The organism is Microbispora amethystogenes (assembly GCF_016863015.1).
Classification (GTDB): Bacteria; Actinomycetota; Actinomycetes; order Streptosporangiales; family Streptosporangiaceae; genus Microbispora; species Microbispora amethystogenes.
The window spans coordinates 91,542-112,930 of record NZ_BOOB01000015.1; the positions used below are offsets into that span (position 1 = coordinate 91,542).

Annotated in this window: 8 protein-coding genes; all 8 read left to right on the forward strand. The window is 72.1% G+C overall.

Annotated features, from left to right (window positions below; genetic code table 11):
• Positions 1-55: 55 nt before the first annotated feature.
• On the forward strand, positions 56-3,565 hold the full coding sequence (locus tag Mam01_RS11480; protein ID WP_204285348.1) for a LamG-like jellyroll fold domain-containing protein: 3,510 nt from the start codon (positions 56-58) through the stop codon (positions 3,563-3,565).
• Positions 3,566-3,609: 44 nt separating this feature from the next.
• Positions 3,610-10,581: a polymorphic toxin-type HINT domain-containing protein gene (locus Mam01_RS11485; protein WP_204285349.1), complete on the forward strand. Its 6,972-nt coding sequence runs from the start codon at positions 3,610-3,612 to the stop codon at positions 10,579-10,581.
• A 134-nt stretch (positions 10,582-10,715) separates the two neighbouring features.
• Positions 10,716-13,547: an AfsR/SARP family transcriptional regulator gene (locus Mam01_RS11490; RefSeq protein WP_204285350.1), complete on the forward strand. Its 2,832-nt coding sequence runs from the start codon at positions 10,716-10,718 to the stop codon at positions 13,545-13,547.
• Between the two features lie 78 nt (positions 13,548-13,625).
• Positions 13,626-13,766 carry a hypothetical protein gene (locus Mam01_RS11495; RefSeq protein ID WP_204285351.1) on the forward strand — a complete coding sequence of 47 codons (141 nt, stop codon included), beginning with the start codon at positions 13,626-13,628 and terminating at the stop codon, positions 13,764-13,766.
• A 188-nt stretch (positions 13,767-13,954) separates the two neighbouring features.
• Positions 13,955-17,353: a hypothetical protein gene (locus Mam01_RS11500; RefSeq protein WP_204285352.1), complete on the forward strand. Its 3,399-nt coding sequence runs from the start codon at positions 13,955-13,957 to the stop codon at positions 17,351-17,353.
• Positions 17,354-17,364: 11 nt separating this feature from the next.
• Positions 17,365-17,532, forward strand: a complete 168-nt coding sequence (locus Mam01_RS11505) for a hypothetical protein (RefSeq protein ID WP_204285353.1) — start codon at positions 17,365-17,367, stop codon at positions 17,530-17,532.
• Positions 17,529-19,862 carry a LamG domain-containing protein gene (locus Mam01_RS11510; protein WP_204285354.1) on the forward strand — a complete coding sequence of 778 codons (2,334 nt, stop codon included), beginning with the start codon at positions 17,529-17,531 and terminating at the stop codon, positions 19,860-19,862. The genes Mam01_RS11505 and Mam01_RS11510 overlap by 4 nt, the downstream gene beginning before the upstream one ends.
• Positions 19,863-19,875: 13 nt before the next feature.
• On the forward strand, positions 19,876-21,387 hold the full coding sequence (locus tag Mam01_RS11515; protein ID WP_204285355.1) for a ComEC/Rec2 family competence protein: 1,512 nt from the start codon (positions 19,876-19,878) through the stop codon (positions 21,385-21,387).
• Positions 21,388-21,389 lie beyond the last annotated feature (2 nt).

A 21,389-nucleotide genomic window follows, 5' to 3' on the forward strand; every position in this document is an offset into this window, starting at 1 on the left:
CTGCTGGCGGAGAACCATCGCGTTCTGCGCGTACCCCCCGCCTGATGGAGATCCGATGCGCCTTCGCCCGCGCGGCGTCGCCGTGGCCGCTTCCGCCCTGCTGATGGCCGGCGCCGTGCACACCGACCCCGTGCATGCCGATCCCGTGCACGCCGGCCCCGTCGTGCCCGCGACGGCCGAGAGCGTCGCCGCCCCGGCGCCGTCTCCGGCCGTCACTCCGGCCGTCGCTTCGACCGAGAGAGAGGCGCTGGACCTCGCGCGGACGTCGCGGCAGCGGGTGGAGGTGCTGGCGCTGCGCACCGAGACGCGGCAGGCGTTCGCCAACGCCGACGGCAGTCTCACCTCGGAGACGTCGGCGCTGCCCGAGCGGGTGCGGCGCGGCGCCGGCTGGGCCGACGTCGACACCACCCTGCGCTTCGCCGGGGACGGCACGGTGCGGCCGGTCGCCACGCCGCTGGACCTGTCCTTCTCCGGGGGCGGGACGGCGCCGCTCGCGACCATCGGCGAGGGCGGCCGCTCGGTCTCCATGACCTGGCCCGGGACGCTGCCCAGGCCCGCCCTGGACGGCGACACCGCGACGTACGCGTCGGTGCTGCCCGGGGTCGACCTCAAGGTGACCGCCTCGGTGCTCGGATACTCCGAGGTGCTGGTGGTGAAGACCCGGGAGGCCGCGGCCAACCCGGCGCTGGCGCGGCTCACCTTCGGCACGCGGGCGGACGGGCTGACGGTGCGCAGGACGCCGGACGGGGCCCTGAGCGCCGTGACCGGCTCCGGCGCCGAGGTCTTCCACGCGCCGCGGCCCCGGATGTGGGACTCCTCCGGCAGGGACCTCGGACCGGCGGTCTCCGGGCCGCGGCAGCAGGCCAAGGAGGCGCCCATGGGCGTCGACGTCTCCGGGGACCGGGTGGCCCTGAAGCCCGACACTGCGGTGCTGACCGGCCCTGACACGGTCTACCCCGTCTACATCGACCCCCAGTGGTCGGGGTCGAAGCTGCACTGGACCTACGTGGACAAGGCCTATCCCTCGCAGTCGTACGCGGACTCCACGCACACGCCGGAGATCGGTTACTACGGCAGCGGGGTCAAGCGGTCGTTCTTCCGCATGGACTCCGACAACGTCAACGGCAAGCACATCCTCAAGGCGACGTTCCGCATCACCCAGACAAAGTCGTGGGGGTGCAGATCGGACCCGCAGGCCGCCCAGATCTGGCTGACCGGCGGAATCTCCTCGTCCACCACCTGGAGCCGCCAGCCGTCCTGGAGCAGCCATCTGGACAGCGTCGCCTCCGACGCCGGATACAGCTCCTCCTGCCCGGACAAGGGCATCGAGTTCGACGTCACCTCCGCGATCGTCAAGGCCGCCAAGAGCGGCTGGTCGAACACGACGTTCGGGCTGAAGGACTACGACGACGGCGCGGGCAGCGTGTGGGGCTGGAAGGGCTTCAGCGGCTCGCCCAAGCTCGTGATCGACTACAACACCCCGCCGGCGGCCCCGTCGGGCATCGGCACCTATCCGGCGACCCCCTGCGTCACCGGCGCCTCCCGCCCGGCCGTGAACGCCGGGGACGCGGCCAACCCGCTCCAGCTCAAGGCCCGCATCTACGACCCGGACAAGGCCAACGACGGCGTACGGGCCGAGTTCGTCATGCACCACTACAACGCGGCCACAGGCGTGTGGGACGACATCACCTCGACCCTGCCCGGCGGCGGCAGGACCGCCTACAAATACACCACCTCGGCCACCGACCACTCGGTCAAGCTGGCCGGGCTCGTCACCGGTCACAGCTACAGCTACAAGGTCAGGGCGTACGACGGCACCGACGCCAGCGCGTGGAGCAAGTGGTGCGAGTTCACCGTGGACACGATCGACCCGGCCACCCTCCCCAAGGTGACCTCCGCCGACTATCCGGCCGGCACCCCTGATGAATGGAAGGGCAGCGTGGGCTGGGCGGGCGCGTTCACGCTGGCCCCCGGCGACGGCGAGAGCGACGTGACGGCCTTCCGATGGGCGCTGGACGACCCCGCCCTGGCCACCGCCGCCACCCAGGTGAAGATCCCCGCCGGGCAGACCTCCGTCAACGTGCGCCTCGCCCCTCGCCACGACTGGCTGAACGCCCTGTACGTCTACGCGGTCGACCAGGCGGGCAACGTCGGCAAGACCCCCGCCGTCTACAGCTTCTACGTCAACCCGGGGTTCGGCCCGGAGGGACACTGGCGGCTCGACGAGACCTCGGGCACCACGGCGGCCGACTCCGGGGCGACGACACACCCGGCGGCGATCGCGGGCGGCGCCACCTGGTCCGGTGGCCGCGTGGCCGGTGGGCTGCGCCTGGACGGCGGCACCGGGTACGGCAGCACGGACGGCCCGGTGGTGCACACCGACAGGAGCCTGAGCGTCTCGGCCTGGGTGCTGCTGAACGACAAGAGCAAGAACTCCACGGTGGTCAGCCAGGACGCCGTGCGCGGCACGGGATTCCAGCTCTACTACTCCTCCGGCTCCAAGCGATGGGTCTTCAGCAAGTTCGACGCCGACGTCGACGACAAGACCATCGTCCGGGCGCTCAGCGACGCCGAGCCGACGACCGGCATCTGGACCCATCTGGCCGGCGTGTACGACGCCCCGCGCCGGCAACTGCGCCTGTACGTCAACGGCATCCTCCAGTCCACGACGGGCCCCTACCCGTACACGCCCTGGGACGCGACCGGCCCGCTGCAGATCGGCCGGGTGCGGTCGCACGGCGCGTACATCGAGAACTTCGCCGGCGACGTCGACGACGTGAAGATCTGGAAGCGGGAGCTCTCGGACGACCCGCGCACCGTCAACGACCCGGCGCTCGGCGACGAGATCGCCGCGATGGCCAAACAGCCGCCCATCCAGCGCGGCTGGTGGACGTTCGAGGAGGGCGCCGGCGCCACCGCGGCCAACTCCACCGACAGCCGCTGGCCCGCGGCGCTCGGCGGCGGCGCCGGCTGGGCCGGCGACGGCTTCGACGGCGGCGGCGCGCTCAGCCTCGACGGCACCACCGGCTACGCGGCCACCCCGTCGGCGCCGCTGCGCACCGACCACAGCTACGCGGTGACGGCCTGGGTGCGCCTGTCGGGCGACGACACCTGCGTGCTGCCGAGCCACGCGATCACCGTCCTGGCCCAGGACGGAGCCACCTACAGCTCCTTCTATCTCGGTTACCGGCTCATCGCCGAGAACGGCGCCGTGGTGCCGCACTGGTCGTTCTCGACGACCCCCGACGCCGCCAGCGGCGCCCTGACGCACGCCATCTCGGCCGAGCCCGTCGACTGCTCGGTGCTCAACACCTGGACCCACCTGGCGGGCGTGTACGACGAGCAGGCCAAGCAGATCCGCCTCTACGTCAACGGCCAGCTCAACGACCAGCGTCCTGTCACGGGCGGATGGGCGGCAGGGGCGCTGCAGATCGGCCGCGCCAGATACCGCGGCGCGGCCGTGGACTACTTCGGCGGTGACATCGACGACGTCCGCGCCTACACCGGCATCCTGACCGACCGCCAGGTGGTCGACATCGCGATGAACCTTCCCCTGGACAGTTGACCGTCGCCTCGTCCCCTCTCATCCACGTTCAACCGGAGGTAGTCGTGCTCGCTTCGTGGCGAGGCTGGGCCGGGGTCGCCGGCCTGCTGGCGGTCGTGGTGCCGGCCGCTCTGGCCGTACCCCTTCCGGAGGCGCGGGCGTCGGGCGGCCCGGGCTGGCACAGGGCGCAGGACCAGCGTCCCGTGCCCGGCCACGAGAGCCGCGCGCGGGCCGCCGTCCCGGACCCCGGAGCCCGGTTCGACCTGAGGGGCGCCCCCGCGGTGACCTGGCCGCGGCCCGGCGCGGCGACGGCCGCCCTCGGCTCCCCGGCGGGGGACACAGCGGGAGACACCGCGGCGAAGTCGGCCGCGGGCTCGGGAGCGGGCATGGCGCGGGCCGGCGGGCTGCCGGTGTGGATCGGCCCGGCGGGTTCCCGCGCCGGGACTCCGGACGCCGGAGAGAAGGCCGGAGAGAACGCCGGGGAGAAGGCGGCCACGGCGGAGCCGGTCCCGGCCGTGTCGGTGCGGGTGCTCGATTCGCGGACGGCTGAGCGGGCGCACATCCTCGGCCTGGGCCTCCAGCTGACCCCGCAGGCGACCCCGGGAGCGACGCCACAAGGGGCCGCGCGGGTCGCCGTCCAGGTCGACTACTCGGGCTTCCGGTACGCCTACGGCGGCGACTGGGCGTCCCGGCTGCGCCTCGTACGCCTGCCGGACTGCGCGGCCACCACCCCCGATCGGCCCGCCTGCCAGGCGCGGACGCCGCTGCCGACGCGCAACGACGTCACGACCGGCCGGCTGACCGCCGACGTGGACCTCGCCGCCGCTGCGACGACGACGCTGGCGGCGGAGGCGGCGCCCTCCGGATCGGCGGGCACCTACGAGGCCACCTCGCTGTCCCCCTCGGCCACCTGGGCCGTGAGCAACCAGAGCGGGGCGTTCTCCTGGTCGTACCCGCTGCGGTTGCCGCCGGTCCCCGGCGGCCCGACGCCCAACGTCGGGTTCGCCTACTCCTCCGGCAGCGTGGACGGCCGTACGGTCGCCACCAACAACCAGGCCTCCTGGATCGGCGAGGGCTTCGACTACTGGCCGGGGTTCGTCGAGCGCAGATACAAGCCGTGCGCCGACGACGGCGTCACGCCCAAGCGCAACGACCAGTGCTGGGGCGACTCCAACGCGACGCTGTCGCTGAACGGGCAGGCCACCGAACTGGTGCTGGACGACGCGACCGGCACCTGGCAGCCGAAGGACGACGACGGCGCGAAGATCGAGAAGCTCTCCGGCGCGGCCAACGGCGACGACGACGGCGAGTACTGGCGGGTCACCAGCCCCGACGGCACGCAGTACTACTTCGGCCGCAACCACCTGCCCGGCTGGGCCGACGGCAGGGCGGAGACGAATTCCACCTGGACGGTGCCGGTCTTCGGCGACGACGACGGCGAACCATGCCACAAGAGCGCCTTCTCCGACTCCTGGTGCCGGCAGGCCTGGCGGTGGAACCTCGACTACGTCGTCGACCCGCACGGTACGGTCAGCACGTTCTGGTACGGCAGGGAGACCAACTACTACCGCCGCGACGTCACCACGCTGACCGACGGCGTCCCCAACGGCACCCCGACCGCGTACGACCGGGGCGGCTATCTCAGGCGCGTCGACTACGGCCAGCGCTCGGACGCGATCTTCACCTCGTCCGCCCCGGCGCGGGTGGCCTTCGACGTGAAGGAGCGGTGCGTTCCGACGTCGGGCTTCGACTGCGCGGAGAGCAAGTTCACCAAGGACAACGCCAAATACTGGCCCGACGTGCCGTACGACCAGAAGTGCGACTCCGGCGACAAGTGCCTCGACAGGTACGCCCCGACGTTCTGGACGCGCAAGCGGCTGGCCGCCGTCACCACCCAGGTCCTCTCCGGCGGCACGTACAGGGACGTCGACACCTGGACGCTGGACCAGCAGATGCGCGCCCCTGGCGACGGCACCGCGGCCACGCTCTGGCTGGCCGGGATCACCCACACCGGCAAGGTCGGCGGCACGGCCGCGCTGCCGGCGGTGAGGTTCGCGGGCGTGCAGAAGCCCAACCGCGTCGACGCCCTCGAAGGACGCCCGCCGCTGACCAAGTGGCGGATCTCGGCGATCGACAACGAGACGGGCGGCTCCCTGTCCGTCGCCTACTCCGGCGAGGACTGCGCCGCCGGTGACAAGCCGGACATCGGGACCAACACCCGGCGCTGCTATCCGCAGTACTGGTCACCCGAGGGCGCGACCTCGCCCAAGCTGGACTGGTTCCACAAGTACGTCGTCACCCAGGTGCGGGAGATCGACCGTACGGGCGGCGCGCCGGACGAGGTGACGAGCTACGAGTACCCGGGCGGCGGCGCCTGGCACCACGATGACGACGACGGGCTGACCAAGGAGAAGTACAAGACCTGGTCGCAGTGGCGCGGCTACGGCAGGGTGCGGGTCACCCACGGCGAGGCGCCCGAGCGGCGTTCCCAGTCGGAGTACCTCTATTTCCGCGGCATGGACGGCGACGAGCTGCCCGGCGGGGGCACGCGGAACGTGAAGGTCACCGACTCCGCGGGCACCGCCGTGGACGACGCCGACGCGCTGCAGGGGCGGGTCCGGGAGGAGATCCACTACGACGGGCCCGGCGGCCCGGCGCTGAGCGGCACCGTCACCTCCTACTGGGTGAAGCAGACCGCCAGGCGGGTGCGCTCCTGGGCCACGACCAAGGCGACCATGGTGCGTGCGGACACCGAGCGCACTCGCACCGCGCTCGCCTCCGGCGGCTGGCGCTACACCAGGACCGAGACCGGCTACAACGCCGACGGTCTGCCCACCCAGATCGGCGACCTCGGCGACGAGTCGAGCGCGAGCGACGACCAGTGCGTCCGCACGGAGTACGCGCGGGACGCCTCCCGCTGGATGGTCTCCTACGTCTCGCGAGTGGAGACCGTCACCACGGCGTGCGACGCCACTCCGAAGCGGCCGGACGACGTGGCCTCCGACGTCCGCAAGTACTACGACGGCAAGGCGTTCGGCGTCGCGCCGTCCAAGGGCGACGTCACCAGGACCGAGAAGCTCGGCTCCTGGAACGGCGGCCCGCGGTACGTCACCGTCGGCACCACCGCCTTCGACCCCTACGGCAGGCCGCTGGTCGTCACCGACGCCGCGGGCGGGAAGACGACCACGGCCTACACCCCGGCGACCGGCCTGGTCACCGGCACCACGGTGACCAACGCGCTCGGGCACGTGAGCAGGACCGAGGTCGAGCCGGCCTGGGGGCTCCCCACCGCCACGATCGACGTCAACGGCAAGCGCACCGACCTGGCATACGACCCGCTGGGCCGGCTGGCCGGCGTCTGGCTGCCGGGACGGGCCAGGTCGGCGTACGCCTCGACGCCGACCATGAAGTTCGGCTACCTGGTCCGGGCGGACGGGCCGACCGCGGTGAGCACGTCGACGCTCCGCAACGACGGGGCGACCTACACCACCGGCTACGCCCTCTACGACGGCCTCCTGCGTCACCGGCAGACCCAGCAGCCCGCCCCCGGCGGCGGCCGCGCGGTGAACGACACGCTGTACGACACGCGCGGCCTGGTCTACACGACCAACCAGGACTACTACGCCGAGGGAGCCCCCGGCGCCACGCTGTGGATTCCCGGCAGCGACGACGACGTCCCCGGCCAGAACGTCACCCTCTACAACGGCATGGAGTGGCCCACCGCGCAGATCTTCCGCAAGCGCGGCACCGAGCAGTGGCGCACCACCACCACGTACGGCGGTGACCGCGTCAGCGTCGACCCACCGGCCGGCACCACCCCGACGACCAGCATCACCAACGCGCGCGGCGAGCTCGTCGAGTTCCGGGAGTACGGGAGCGACGGCCCGGCCGGGGACTACGACGCCACCACCTACACCTACACGGCCACCGGACAGCCCAAGACCATCGAAGACGCCGACGGCAACGCGTGGACCTACCACTACGACCTGCGCGGCCGCGTCGTCCAGCTCGACGACCCCGACAAGGGCACCGCGAAGCTGACCTACGACGACGCGACCGACCGGCTGCTGACGGCCACCGACGCCCGCGGCAGGAGCCTCTTCTTCGCCTACGACGGGCTCGGCCGCAGGATCGCCGAGTACGAGGGCACCTCGGCGAGCGGCACCAAGCTCGCCGAATGGAGGTACGACACCCTGCTCGACGGCACCGTCGTCAAGGGCCAGCCCACCGGCTCCACCCGGTACGTCAGGAACGCCACGACCGGCGCCATGGACGCCTACACCACCGCGGTCACCGGCTTCGACGACGCCTACCGCACCCTCGGCACCGAGACGGTCATCCCGGCCTCGGAGGGCGCGCTGGCCGGCACGTACAAGACCAGCACCGACTACAACCCCGACGGCACCGTCCACCGCACGGTGCTGCCCGCCGCCGGCGGGCTGCTCGCCGAGACGATGCTGTACGGCTACGACGAGCTCGGCCACCCCACCACGACGCGCGGCCTGACCAACTACGTCACCTCCACCACCTACTCCAAGCTCGGCCAGGTGCTCGACATGACGATGAGCACCGGCCTGAAGCGGGTCAAGGAGACCAACTTCTACGAGGAGGGGACGGGCCGGCTGACCCGGTCCCTCCTCGAACGGGAGACCTCCCCGATCTCGGTCGCGGACACCAACTACACGTACGACCCGTCGGGCAACATCACCAGGATCGCCGACACCCCGTCCGGTCAGACGCCCGACGTGCAGTGCTTCCGGCAGGACCATCTGCAGCGCCTGACCGAGGCCTGGACCGCCACCGACGGCTGCGCCTCGGGGCCCTCGGCCGCCGTGGTCGGCGGGGCCGCGCCGTACTGGCAGACCTTCGGCTACGACAAGGTCGGCAACCGTACCGAGGAGGTCGACCACCAGGCGAACGGCGACGTCACCAGGACCTACGCGTACGCGGGGGCCGGCAGGCCGCAGCCGCACACGCTGACCTCGATCGCCTACCGGGGCGGCGACCGCGACGGGCAGATCGACAGCTACGCCTACGACGCCGCCGGCAACACCACCGAGCGCGGCCCAGGCCGGGCGCTGGAGTGGGACGTCGAGGGCCACCTCGCCAAATCCACCGATCCGTCCGGCGTCAGCACCTTCGTCTACGACGCCGACGGCGACCGGCTGATCCGCCGCGATCCCACCTCGGCGACCCTCTACGTCGCGGACATGGAGATCCGGCTGGACAAGGCCACCGGAGCCAGGACCGCCACCCGCTACTACTCCCACGGCGGCCAGGTCGTCGCCGCCCGCACCACCGGCCAGGGCGTCACCTGGCTCGGCGCCGACAACCACGGCACCACCGACGTCTCGGTGACCGACGACGACACCCAGACGCCCGTCCGCCGCCGCTTCACCCCGTTCGGGCAGCAGCGCGGCACGCCGCCGTCGTCCTGGCCCGGGCAACGGGGCTTCGTCGGCGGCGTCATCGACGAGGCCACCTCCCTCACCCACCTCGGCGCCCGGGAGTACGACGCCGAGACCGGCCGCTTCATCTCCGTCGACCCGGTGTTCGACGCTTCGGACCCCCAGAGCTGGAACGGCTACGCCTACGCCGACAACGACCCGGTGAACGGGTCGGACCCGACGGGGCTGATGCTCGACGGCGGCGGCCAGTGCGGCGTCGTCAAAGAGAATCCGTGCAATCCGCCTTCCAGCGGCGGTGGCGGTGGTGGCGGTGGAGGCGGCGGCGGTGGTGGTGGCGGTCACCCGACGTACAACCCGCCGCCTCCGCCGAGCGGTCCGCCGCACTGCGGGCGCTGGGACTTCGGCTGCAAGGCCAAGAACATCTGGCACGAGCACAAGGCCACCATCGTCAACGTCGCCGTCTCGGTGACCGTGACCCTCGGCTGCGAAGCCGCCACGATGGGCGCCGGCAGCGTCGGCTGCGCCGCGGCGGGCGGAGCCGCCGGCAACCTCGCCGGATACCTCGTCTCGACGCCGCGCGACCAGTGGAGCATGGGCGGCGCGTTCAAGTCCGCGGCGGCCGGGGCCATCGCCGGGGCGGCCGGCGGCGTGCTCGGCAAGGCCGCCTCGGCGGCGCTCGGCAAGCTGGCCACCACGGCGGCGGGCAAGGCCGTCACCGGGGCCGTCGGCAAGGCCGCGAGCAAGGCGAGATCGGCGCTGGGCAAGGCGGGCGGAGCCGCCGGCGAGGCGGCCGAGGGCGCCGGTGCGAAGGCCGCGGGCAAGGCGGCCGGGAAGCCGCGGGCGGACTCCGGGACGCGGACGTCCTGCCCCACCAGCTTCGTCGCCGGGACCAAGGTCCGGCTCGCGGACGGTACGTCCAAGGCCATCGAGAAGGTCAAGGCCGGTGACAAGGTCCTCGCCACCGATCCGGCCACCGGGAGGACGGAGGCGAAGCTCGTCGTCGCCGCCTACTCGGGCGCCGCCTATCTCAACCTGGTGCAGATCACCGTCGACACCGACGGCAGGAAGGGCCGCGGCACCGGTGTCATCCTCGCCACCGAACACCACCTGTTCTGGGACAGCCAGGACAAGGCGTGGGTCCGCGCCGACCATCTGACCCCGGCGGACCGTCTCCGCACCCCGTCCGGCGCCACCGTCCGGGTCGTCTCCACGAACATCGTCTCCGCTCACCCCATCGTCCACGACCTCACGGTCGCCGGCACCCACACCTTCTACGTCCAGGCCGGCCCCACTCCCGTCCTCGTCCACAACTGCGGAGGCGAGCTCGCGGGCCATCCGGAAGCGTGCAGGTGCAACAAGCGCCCCGCGTTCGTGACGGGGGCGGACGGCGTGACCGAGGTCGCCGACAACTACACCGTCATGCAGCGGGTGGCGGCGCGATCCACGCGGCTGTCGGAAGCGGTCCAGTCCGCGTACAAGGCTCAGGACACGTATTCGACGACGTTCGGCCACCTCGTGGCGCAGATGCCAGGACACTGGGCGGGCACCGCCTTCACGGTAGGGCGGGTCATAGCGGCGATAGGGGGCGGCCTTCGGGGTTTCATACGATCCGGCCGGGCGGAGGAATGACCGGGCGTCGACGTCGGCGTCGGCGCCGGCCGGCTCGGCACCCGGGACGGCCCGCGCCCTCCACAGCCTGATCTTGCCCTGAGTCAGGGAGGTGCCTAGGATCTAGGCACCTTGCGACTCAGGGTGGAGGCGGCGTGGAATACCGGCTCCTCGGTTCCGTCCGGGTCCGTGACGCGGACGGCCGGGAGGTCCCGCTCGTCCGCCCCAAGCACCGTCAGGTCCTCGTCGCCCTGCTGGTGAACGCCAACAGGGCCGTCCCGGCCGGGCACCTCGCGGAACATCTCTGGGACGGCGCCGCGCCCCGTTCGGCCCGGGGCAACCTCAAGACCTACGTCTCGGCGCTGCGCCGGTTGTTGTCGCCCGAGGACTGCGGAGCCGCGCCGATCGAGACCGTGGGAGACGGCTACCGCCTCGTCGTACGGCCCGGAGAGCTCGACCTCCTCACGTTCCGGGACCTCGCGCGGCAGGGCCGCGACCTGCTGAAGGCAGGTGAGGTGCGGCAGGGGGAGGCCGCCCTCCGGCGGGCCTTCCTGCTGTGGCGGGACGACCCCTTTGAGGGCGTGCCGCTCACCCTCCTCCTCGAACAGATCGCCGCGGGGCTGCGCGAGGAGCGGCTCGGCGTCTTCGAGGACTGGGCCGGCGCGCGGCTCGATCTCGGCCTGCACGCGGAGGTCGTCGGCCCGCTCCGGCAGTGCGTACGCGACCACCCGCTGCGGGAACGCCCGTGGGGCCTGCTGATGCTGGCCCTCGCGCGTGACGGCCGGCGGGCGGACGCGCTCGCGGCCTTCCAGGAGCTGAGAACCCGGCTGGTCGAGGACCTCGGCGTGGAGCCGGGCCATCCCGTGCAGCTGCTCCACCGGCGGATCCTCGCCGGGGACGCCGATCCCACCCCTGTCGTCCCGGCACCGGATGTGGAGGCACGGGCGAGGCATCCGGCGGTGCCGAGGCAGCTTCCCTCCGGCACGCCCCACTTCGTGGGTAGGGAAGGGGAGCTGAACCGCCTGGAGAACTGGCTGAACCCGCCGGACGGGTCGCCGCCGACGCCCGTGGTGGCGATCTGCGGCCCGCCCGGCGCGGGCAAGTCCGCGCTGGCGCTCCACGCGGCGCACCGGGCCGCGGCCCGCTTCCCCGACGGGCAGGTGTACGTCAACCTGCGCGGCGCGATGCCCGGGGTGCGCCGCCTCGACACGGGTGAGCTGATCGGCCGGCTCCTGCGCACGTTCGGCACGCCGGGGTCGGAGGTCCCGCCCGACGTCGACGAGGCCGCCTCGGCCCTGCGCACGCTCCTCCACGGCAGGCGGGTGCTGCTCCTCCTCGACGACGCCTCGTCGATCGCGCAGACCGGCCCCCTTCTGCCGATGACGTCCGGCTCCACCGTCCTGCTCACGTCCCGCGAGAACCTGGCGCCGGCCGCCCCCGCCTCGCACGTCGACCTCGGCCGCATGCCGCGCGACGAGGCCGTCGCCATGCTCGTGCGGCGGTTCCGGTCCGGCGGCGTCGGCTTCTCCCAGAAGGCCGTCGAGCGGCTGGCCGATCTCTGCGACGGGTTCCCCCTCGCCCTGCACATCGCCGGCGCCCGGCTCGCCAGCCGCTCGGGCTGGTCGGCCGACATGCTCATCGAACGCCTGGAGGACGAGAGCGGCAGGCTGGACGAACTGCGCACGGGGGAGGTCGGCGTGCGCAGCAGCATCGCGGTCAGCCACACGGCCCTGGCCGGCAGCGGGCAGGACCTCGACCGCGAGGCCGCGCGGGCGTTCCGCCTGATCGGCCTGTTGCGCGTGCCCGACCTCGGCACGGAGGCGGTGACCGTGCTGCTCGAACGGCCGCCGCGGGCCGCCGCGCGGGTCATCGAGAGGCTGGTCGACGCGCGGCTGGTGGAGAGCCCGGCTCCGGGCCGCTACACGATGCACGACCTCATCAGGTTGTACGCGCAGGAGCGAGCGCTGGACACCGAACCACCGGACCGGCGGGAGGCCGCGCTCCGCCGCGTGCTCGGCTTCCTTCTCGCCACCACGAGCGCGGCCGTACGCGTGATCGACCCGCACCGCCTGCACGCCGCCGTGCCGGAGGTGCCGCAGACGCCCAAGCCGCTGCGCGACCGGGACGAGGCGACCCGCTGGCTGGAGCGGGAACGGGCCAACCTGCTGACGATCGTCGGCCAGGCCTGGGACGCGGACGCCGCGACGGCCCGTCTCGCCGTCGGCCTGGCCCTCAGCCTGCAGTGGCATCTCGCCGCACAGGGATACCGGCACGAGATGCTCTGGCTCGGCACGAGGTCGCTGCAGACGGCGCGCCGGCTCGCGGACCAGGGGAGCGAGGCGCAGGCCCTGGCGATGGTGGCGATGGCGCACCGCCTGCTCAACCACGACGCGGACGAACTGAAGTGCCTCAACGACCTGCTGGATCTCTGCCGGAAGCTCGCGGACCCCCTCGGAGAACTGCGGGCGCTCGGCAACCTCGCCAGCGCCTGCCTCCTTCAGGAGCGTCCGGAGGAGGTGTTGCGGTACGCCGAGCGGCAGTTGGACATCAGCCGCCGGGTGGGGTCCCCGGTGGGCGAGCGCTACGCGCTGATGATGGTGGGCGACGCGCGTCTGGCGCTCGGATTCCCCGACGAGGCCGTCGCGACGCTGCGGCAGGCGCTGCGACGCGCCCGGGAGGCGGGTGACGCGATGCACGAGGCGATGACGCTCCGGCGTCTCGGGGAGGCGTACCTCGCGGCCGGGGACGCCGTCGCCGCCCGCGCGCATCTGCGGGACTCGCTGGCGAGTTTCGACGCCTGCGCGCAGGGGCCGCAGGAGCGTTCACAGGCCCTTGTCGCGCTGGCCCGGTCGTCCCGGATGCTCGGCGACCTCGACGGGGCGGCGAGGCACCTCGCGGAGTCGCTGCGGATCGCCAGGGAGAGCGGCGACCGGCACGACGAGAGACGCGCACTCGCGGAGCAGGCCGAAATGCACGGCCATTACTGACCGTTTCGGGGTGTCCGAACTTTTTCGTCCGGAAAATCGTCAATCTCCCCAAAGGAAGGCCGTTCGAACGGGAGAAAGATGAATAGACACGTGAAGCGCCTCCTGGTCGTCGCGTTGATCGGCGCCGGGCTGGTCACAGGGGTCCGCGTCGCCGCTCCGGCCCGGCACGCCGAGGCGAGCGTCCCGGCCAACCCCGGCCCGGCGGGCAGCTGCTGCTGACGCCGAGGCTGCCACGGCAGCCGTAGACCGCGACCGCGTGCGCGGGAAACCATGATCGCGACGATCTACGGCTGCCGTAGGAGTAATGGGGACGAGTTAGTCATTATTTGGAGCTATACGCACCGACCTGATCGATATAGCCTCCAGTCGAATGATCCAATGATCACTTCTGACAGGACTCCTCCCGCATGGCGACAGCGCTTGTCGTACCGATTCATCTCGATGCCCTCTGCCTGCCCGAAGACCGCGACGTGGCCGGTCCCGAAGCCGACTTCACCCTCCTTCCCCACGTGGGACCGGACGGCCGCGACCACAACGCGGGCCTTCCGTACCTCAGCGGGGCGATACTGTCCGCCCCGTTCGACGACCGGCCGTTCCGCCTCAAGGCCGGTGTCCACCTCCACTGGTCCCTGCCGGACGCGCTGACCCGCCTCACCCAGGACGAGAACGGTCGGACGCGGGTCATGGCCGTCCCGAACCGCTGGCTGGTGACCCGGACCCGGTCCGGGGCGATCGACGCCCAGTGGGTGGTCGAGAGCGACCACGTGTCCGACGACAACCTGAGCGGCACCGTCTACCCCCGCACCGACCCGCCGGCGCCGGGCGCACGGCCCTACCGCTACCTGGGCCGCCGGATCCGCCTGGACCAGTGGCCGGTGGGAGGCGGCGAGTACCTGCCGGAACTGACCGCGGTGGGCCACGGCGACCCGGTGTTCGCCGCCTTCTACCCGAACTGCCACAGCGTCTTCGGCTGCCACGACCCCGACTTCACCACGCCGCCGCAGGACGTCTCCTACGACGTCGTCGGCTGGTACGGAACCCTCGGCCAGGACCCCGTGGGGAACCCCCAAGGCTCTCTGGCCGATGTTCTCGATCGCTTTGGTTGGAGCGTTCCATCCCATTCGGGGCCGATCGCACGGACTGTCTGTTACGCGAAGCTGACCTTCGCTCCGGCCGGGCGCACGGCCAACCCCCTGCTCGTGGACGCCGACACCGGCGTCTACGTCGGCCACAGCCCCACCGAGGCGCTCGCCGCCTCCCTCGGCCCCACGCTGGACGCCGGCGACCCCGACGGGATCGAGAACCTCCTGGAGGCCGTCGCCTTCGCCGGCGACCTGGAGTCGAGGGCCTCCGACCTGGAGATCCGGCTGTCGGAGGCCCGGCACACCGCGACGTTCGACCCGATCCCGGGCGGTCTGCGCTGGGTCGTACGCCGCCGGGACGACAACGACGGGGCCACCGCCGAGCAGAAACAGGCCAGGGAGGCGATCACGCTTCCCGAGTCCGTCGCCGATCTCCTGGACGAGGCCAACCGGGCCCAGCGGGACTACGACGACGCCCGCGACGTCCTGGTCAGCCTGCGCGACCGGTTGTTCGCCGACTGGCACAAGTACCTGATCTGCGTCTACCCGGACGACGCCACCCGCGACGGCTACCCGGACCCGGACGAGGTCGCCTTCTTCCTGGACCGGCAGATCACCTGGATCCAGGCGTACGACGCCGCCACCGGCGTCTTCCCGCCGACCGGCCAGGGCGCGAGCCGGGCCCACGTGCTGGGCGGCGCGATCAAGAACCTGGTGACGGCGCTCGGCGCCGTCAACACGGCCGCGGCCGCCGCGAAGACCGAGTTCACGCTCGAACGGGTCCCGGCGCCGCCCTGGTGGCGGCCGAGGGAGCCGGTGGTGCTGTTCACCGGCCCGGCCGCGACCCCGACCGACCGGCACGGCGCCGACGGCACGCTGTCGTGCGCGCTCGCCGACGTGCCCGAACCGGTCTCGGCCGCGGCCCTCGCGGGCGCACGGGCCGCCGTGAACGACCGTTTCCCCGCGCAGGCGTGGCGGACCGACCCGTGGCACCCGGTGCTGCTCCAGTGGGAGGCCGAGTACTTCCCGGTGGCGGTCGGCGACAACCTCGCGGCCGACCAGCGGGACTACGCGCCGTACTTCGTCGTCAACGGCTACGACCTGCCGCCGGGCGAGGCCGACCTGGTGTCCTCGGGCATGCTGCTCGACAAGGGCGCGAACGTGTACGCGGGAACCACCGTGCTGTCGTCGGGGGCGCGGCCGGTGCTGTCGGAGCGGATCCTCACCTACCTGGCGGGCGCGATCCTCCCGGCGTACAACGCGGGCCACCCGCCGGTCACGCCGGACGACTTCGCCCGCGCCCCTGAGGCCGTCCTCGCCTGGTACGAGTCCCGCGACGACCCACAGGCGCGGCTGCTCAGCCTCATCGCGGCCTACCGCCACCTGGTCGCGCGCGAGGACGGCAACCTGTCCCAGTCACTCGGCGGGTTCAACGACGCGCTGGTGATGCGGCGGCTGGTGCGCCAGCTTCCGATCGCCGATCCGGTCAACTTCCCCGCCTACCAGGCGTTCGCGCGGCGGGTGGCCGACGCGGCCGGCGACGAGACGCGGTCGGCCCCCCAGCCGCTGACCGACTTCAACCCCATCCGGGCCGGGGCGATGCGGCTGCTGCGGCTCCGGCTGGTCGACAACTTCGGCCTGACGCACGACGTCGCCACCGACCCGGCGGGCACCACCGAGCGGCTGCGGGTGCCCGGTCACCCCGCCTGGGTGGCGCTCCCGCCCCGGCTGGCCCAGCCCGCCCGGATGCGGTTCCACCTGCTGAACGCCACCCGCGACGACGAGGCGGGCGACCTGCCGGGCATGTCGCCGGTCTGCGGCTGGCTGGTGCCGTCCGATCTCGACGACACGCTGGCGGTGCACGCCGCCGACGGGACCGCGCTCGGCGCGCTGGGCGCAGTGGCCGACGGGAGCCGGGCCCGCTGGAGCCCTGTTCCGGGGAGTACGGCGGCCGATCCCGCCGCCATCGCCGACCCGACCCTGCGGGCGATCGTGACACGGCTGCGCGAGGCCGGGCCGGACGCGGTCGGGGACGTGCTGGCGTCGCTGTCGGACGCGCTGGCCTCGATCGACCCGGAGAACGACACCCCGGCGGGCGCGCTGCTGACCGTCCGGCCGCTCGCGGTCGTACGGGCCGAGCTGGATCTCCAGATCAAGGGCTTGCCGGCCGTGCACCAGGACTGGAACGTGTTCCGGGAGGACATGCGGCGTTACGGGCGGGAGACCAACGCGGTCACCGACGTGCTGTTCCCGGTCCGGATCGGCCAGCCCGGCCGGTGGGGCGACGGCGTGGCCGGGCTGTGGCTCCTCGACGAGGAGGGCCGGCCCACCGGCGACTTCCTGGCCCAGGCGACACTGCGCCAGTCGATCGACCTGCCGCCCGTCCGCATGGCGCTGCTGCTCGACCCGCGCGGGAGGGCGCACGCCGTGAGCGGCGTCCTGCCGGTCGCCTCGACCGGCCTGGACGCCGCGCAGTACGCCGCCGCCCTCGGTGCGATGGAGCTCGACGTCTTCACCGCTCCCGTGCTGGGCGACGCCGGCCGGCTCGGCCTGCCGGTGCCCGACGTGCCCGGCCGCCGGTTGGCCTGGCGGGAGAAGCGGGGCGCCGCCTGGATCACCGCCGACCTGGACGCCTCCGCGCTGGACGCCCATTTCCCCGCCGACCTGACCGCGCGAGAGGGCTGGCTCACGCTCCGGCCCGACTCCTCCGGCACCACGACCTGAACGAGGACCCCGTGATTTCCGACGACAAGGAGATCCCGCTGAGCCTGACGCTCGCGGAGGTCAACCTCATCCTCGAAGCCCTCGGCAACCTGCCCTACGTCCGCGTCTTCGAGTTGATCGGCAGGCTCCACGAGCAGGCCAGCAGCGTACTGTCCCCCTCGCCCAAGGAGCCCGAGTGAGCGCCAACCTGATCCTGCACTGGCCGCTCGACGAGATGTCCGGCCAGCGCACCGTCTTCGACGCCTCGGGCAACGGCATCCTGGGGCAGGTGAGCGGAGACGCGAAGGCCGTGCCCGACGAGCAGTTCGGCAGCGCCCTGGCGTTCTCCGGCAGCGGGCAGTGTGTGACCCCGGCGGGCGGCAGGGGGATGACCGTCCCCCGGTACACGGTGGAGCTGTGGGTCCGCACCGGCAAACCGCCGGTCGCAGCCACCCCTCTCGTGAACCGGCGCAACAGCGTCGACCTGGTGATCAACGTCAATCCCGACGGCTCGGTCGAGCACCGGTTCGTCACCCAGGAGAGCATCGGCAACACGCACACGACCCCGCCGGGGCTGCTCTCGTGGAACGCCTGGCAGCACATCGCGGTCACCAACGACGCCGCCACCGCGCGGATCTACGTCAACGGTGAGGCGGCCGCCGAGTGGGACTATCCCGGCACCCGCCAGCAGCGCGACCCGACCCCGCTCGTGGTGGGCGCCGACCTCGGGCGCAAGATCTACACTGCCGGCCGGTACGCCCACGTCCGGGTGTACGACGGCGCGCTCACGGCCGCCGAGATCCAGCGCGACATGGCCGAGGACAGCTCCACCCTCGCCGCGTACGTGCGGACCCACCCGCTCGACCTGGAGTTGCTGAACCTCGACGAGCAGCCGGTGCTGTTCATCGACAACGACCCGGCCGGCCAGCCGATGCGGCTGCGGCTCACCAACAGCTCCCGGCAGAACATCGAGTTCCTGCCGCAGGGCGCCACCCCGGGCCCGGCCAGCTTCCACGTGGCCGCGCGGCTGCGTCCCGGCGTACTCGCCACCCCCGCGGCCGTCTCCTCCGGCGCCTCCGGCTGGGCGGCGCAGGCCGCCGCCGACGGCACCGCGCTCTACCTGGTGGCGGCGAACGCCGCGCCGATCGCGCCGGGCGCCTGGGTCGACGTGCCGCTGACCGGCCTGAGCGCCGACCCGGGCGGCGGCAGCCGGGGCACCCGGATCGAGTTCGACTACCAGCGGCTGAGGTCCGCGGGGGAGACCGCCGAACTCACCGGCACCCGCCTGCAGTACCTCGACGTCGTCAACCACCGGGGCCGCCCGGACATCCCGCTGGTCATGGGCTTCGCGGCCGGCGACACCGTGCTGAACGACGGCGTCACCCGGAGCACCCTCACCCTGTACGTCGCCAACACCTCCGCCGACACCACGGTCACGCTGGCGGGCGGCGGGCCCGGCAAGGGCGGTTCGCTGTTCACCGTCACCTTCGACGTGGGCGCCGACGGCAACGACTGGGCGCTGGCCGAGAGCGTCGCCGGCGTCTCGGTCACCGTGGCGGCCCCCGGCACCTCCACCGCCGCGTGGGGCCAGGTCGCCCACGACCTCGGCACCCGCGCCTCGTGGACGCTCTACCCGACCGCCGGCATGGACCTGGCACCGGGCAAGGCCGTCGTCATCACCGTGGCGGGGGTCGTCGGCCTCCGCGACCCCGGCCGGGCCGGCATCGTCGTCGGATACGAGAACATCCCGGGGTACCGTGACGGCGCGCAGACCCTGGAGGCGGACCGGCGGCCGCTCGCCTTCGCGGGCTCGTCCACCGGCGTCGGCACCCTCGCGCCCGCCGCGAAACTGCACGTCTCCGACACCGTGCTCGCTCCCACCACCAACGGCACGCTGCTGATCGGCCCGCCCGCGGCCGCTTCTCTCAAGATCGGGTACGGCGCCGACCACGCCTGGCTGCAGTCCGGGCCGAACGCGGTGCTGTCCCTCAACCCGGCGAGCGGCCGGGTGATCGTCGGCGCGACGAGCACCACCACCGTCGACGCGGGCAGCAAGCTGACCGTCGTCGCCGCGTACAGCCACCTGCAGCTGCGCCGCACCGCGGGCACCGCGGGCAGCGGAACGCAGGTCTTCCTGGAGCTGTACCAGGAACAGCAGGGCGCGACCGTCTATCCCGCCATCCGGTTCCACCAGTCGAACAAGTTCTGGCACCTCATCGAGGGCCGCCCGGAGGGCCTCTTCTTCCGCTTCGCCGGCGACACCACGAGTATGACCGACGTCTACGCCGCCGGGCTCAAGGGGAGCTCGCTGACCCTCGGCAGCACGACGATCGGCGAAGCCGAGCTCCAGATCCTCAGGAGGCTGGCCGCCGGCACGCTCACCGTGACCCTCTACAACGACGAGATCCGGGCGACCGCCTCACCGTTCCAGATCCAGAACGGCACCGCCCGGCCGTACGTCGTCGGGCTGGAACAGCCCAACCAGTACAACCTCATGCAGCGGTTCCGACTTGTGCCCGTGTCGAGCTGAGAGGCGGGAGCGGATGCCGCAGAAACGCAAGCGCAGCATTTCCGAGGCCGACAAGCTCAGGGCGGAGAACGAGGCCTGGCTCGATCACGCGGAGGTCGTGAAGAAGGCGAAGACGAAGCGGGCGGCCGACGACGCGGAGGAGGAGACCAAGCGGCTGGCGCGGATGGCCGAGAACCGCGCCGTCCTCGCGGCGCCGGGGGAGAGGGGAGACGGCAACTTCTACATCTCCTTCGTCCAGATGGGCCAGGGCGACTGCGCCATCATGACCACCCCCGCGGGGAACACCCTGATGGTCGACTGCGGATCGGACGCCACCGAGTCCGACCGGGAGCCCTACGACCCGAAGACCGACGGGACCGACAGGGGCGCCGCGCAGACCAGGAAGTACCTGGAGCGGATCAGAGGCGTGATCCATCATCCGCGGCATCTGGGCAAGGCCAAGCAGCTCGACTACCTGATCTTCACGCACCCGAACACCGACCACTACAACAAGATCGACGACGGCCTCTACACCGGCACGGTCGTGGACGAGGAGAGCGGTGTCAAGATCAACACCTATCTCGGCATCGGGGTGCTCTACCACAGCGACGACACCACGGCCTACAGCCTGCAGATCGACGGCGACAACCTCACGGGCTGGCTCCTCCAGCGCATGAACGACAACCCGTCGCTGACCCGGAGGGTGACGCTCATGCACGAGGTGACGCGGCCCGGCGCCGCCAAGAAGGGCAAGGCGGTCAAGAGGACCACGTCGGGCGTGGTGGCCGTGGGCAGCCTCGACACCGACAACTTCGAGGTGGACTCGGTGGAGAGCCCCGCCGAGGAGGCGAACCTCGCCGGCATCACCGAGACCATCGTGTCCACGGTCAACGGCGACAAGGTGGCGAGCGCGGCGACCCCGACCGTCGGCAGGCTCGACGCGCAGGGCGGATACGTCATCCACACGGAGACCGACTGCACGGTGACCCTGCTGGCCGCCGGAGTCCGCTACAACTACCGGAACGATCCCAGCGACTTCACCAACCGGGGCAGCGTGATCACCCTGGTCGAGGTCTTCGGCAAGAAGATCCTGATCTGCGGCGACGGCACGACCAGCACCGAGCAGTACGTCCGCTACGACCGTCTCAAGCGGGCCACCGAGAGCGACCGCGTGAAGAACCTGGCGATCCTCCAGGTGGGCCACCACGGCAGCGTCACCTCCTCCCACCACAAGTTCGTCACGGGGGCGAACGCCCAGTTCGTCGTCGTCAGCACGGGCTACCGGGTCGAGAAGGACTCGCTGCCCAAGGGAAAGATCATCTCCCGGCACCGGAACGTGCAGGTCGCCGCCGGCCGTACGGCCAAGGACCACGAGATCGGGATGTGGGTCTCCGGGAGCGGCAGCCACTACTTCCTCACCCCTCTGCCCACCGCCAAGGTGCCGCTCTACACCACCGGCACGAACGGCAGCCTGTGTTTCAAGATCGATAAAACGACCAAGGCGGTCGTGTTCCTGAACGAGGAGAAGAAGGACGGGGGCGAGTAACC

What these genes read in the sequence shown, in the direction of transcription:
- Mam01_RS11500 (WP_204285352.1), top strand. Translation starts at nt 13,955, where the DNA reads ATGGCGACAGCGCTTGTCGTACCGATTCATCTCGATGCCCTCTGCCTG.
- Mam01_RS11495 (WP_204285351.1), top strand. Translation starts at nt 13,626, where the DNA reads ATGAATAGACACGTGAAGCGCCTCCTGGTCGTCGCGTTGATCGGCGCC.
- Mam01_RS11515 (WP_204285355.1), top strand. Translation starts at nt 19,876, where the DNA reads ATGCCGCAGAAACGCAAGCGCAGCATTTCCGAGGCCGACAAGCTCAGG.
- Mam01_RS11480 (WP_204285348.1), top strand. Translation starts at nt 56, where the DNA reads ATGCGCCTTCGCCCGCGCGGCGTCGCCGTGGCCGCTTCCGCCCTGCTG.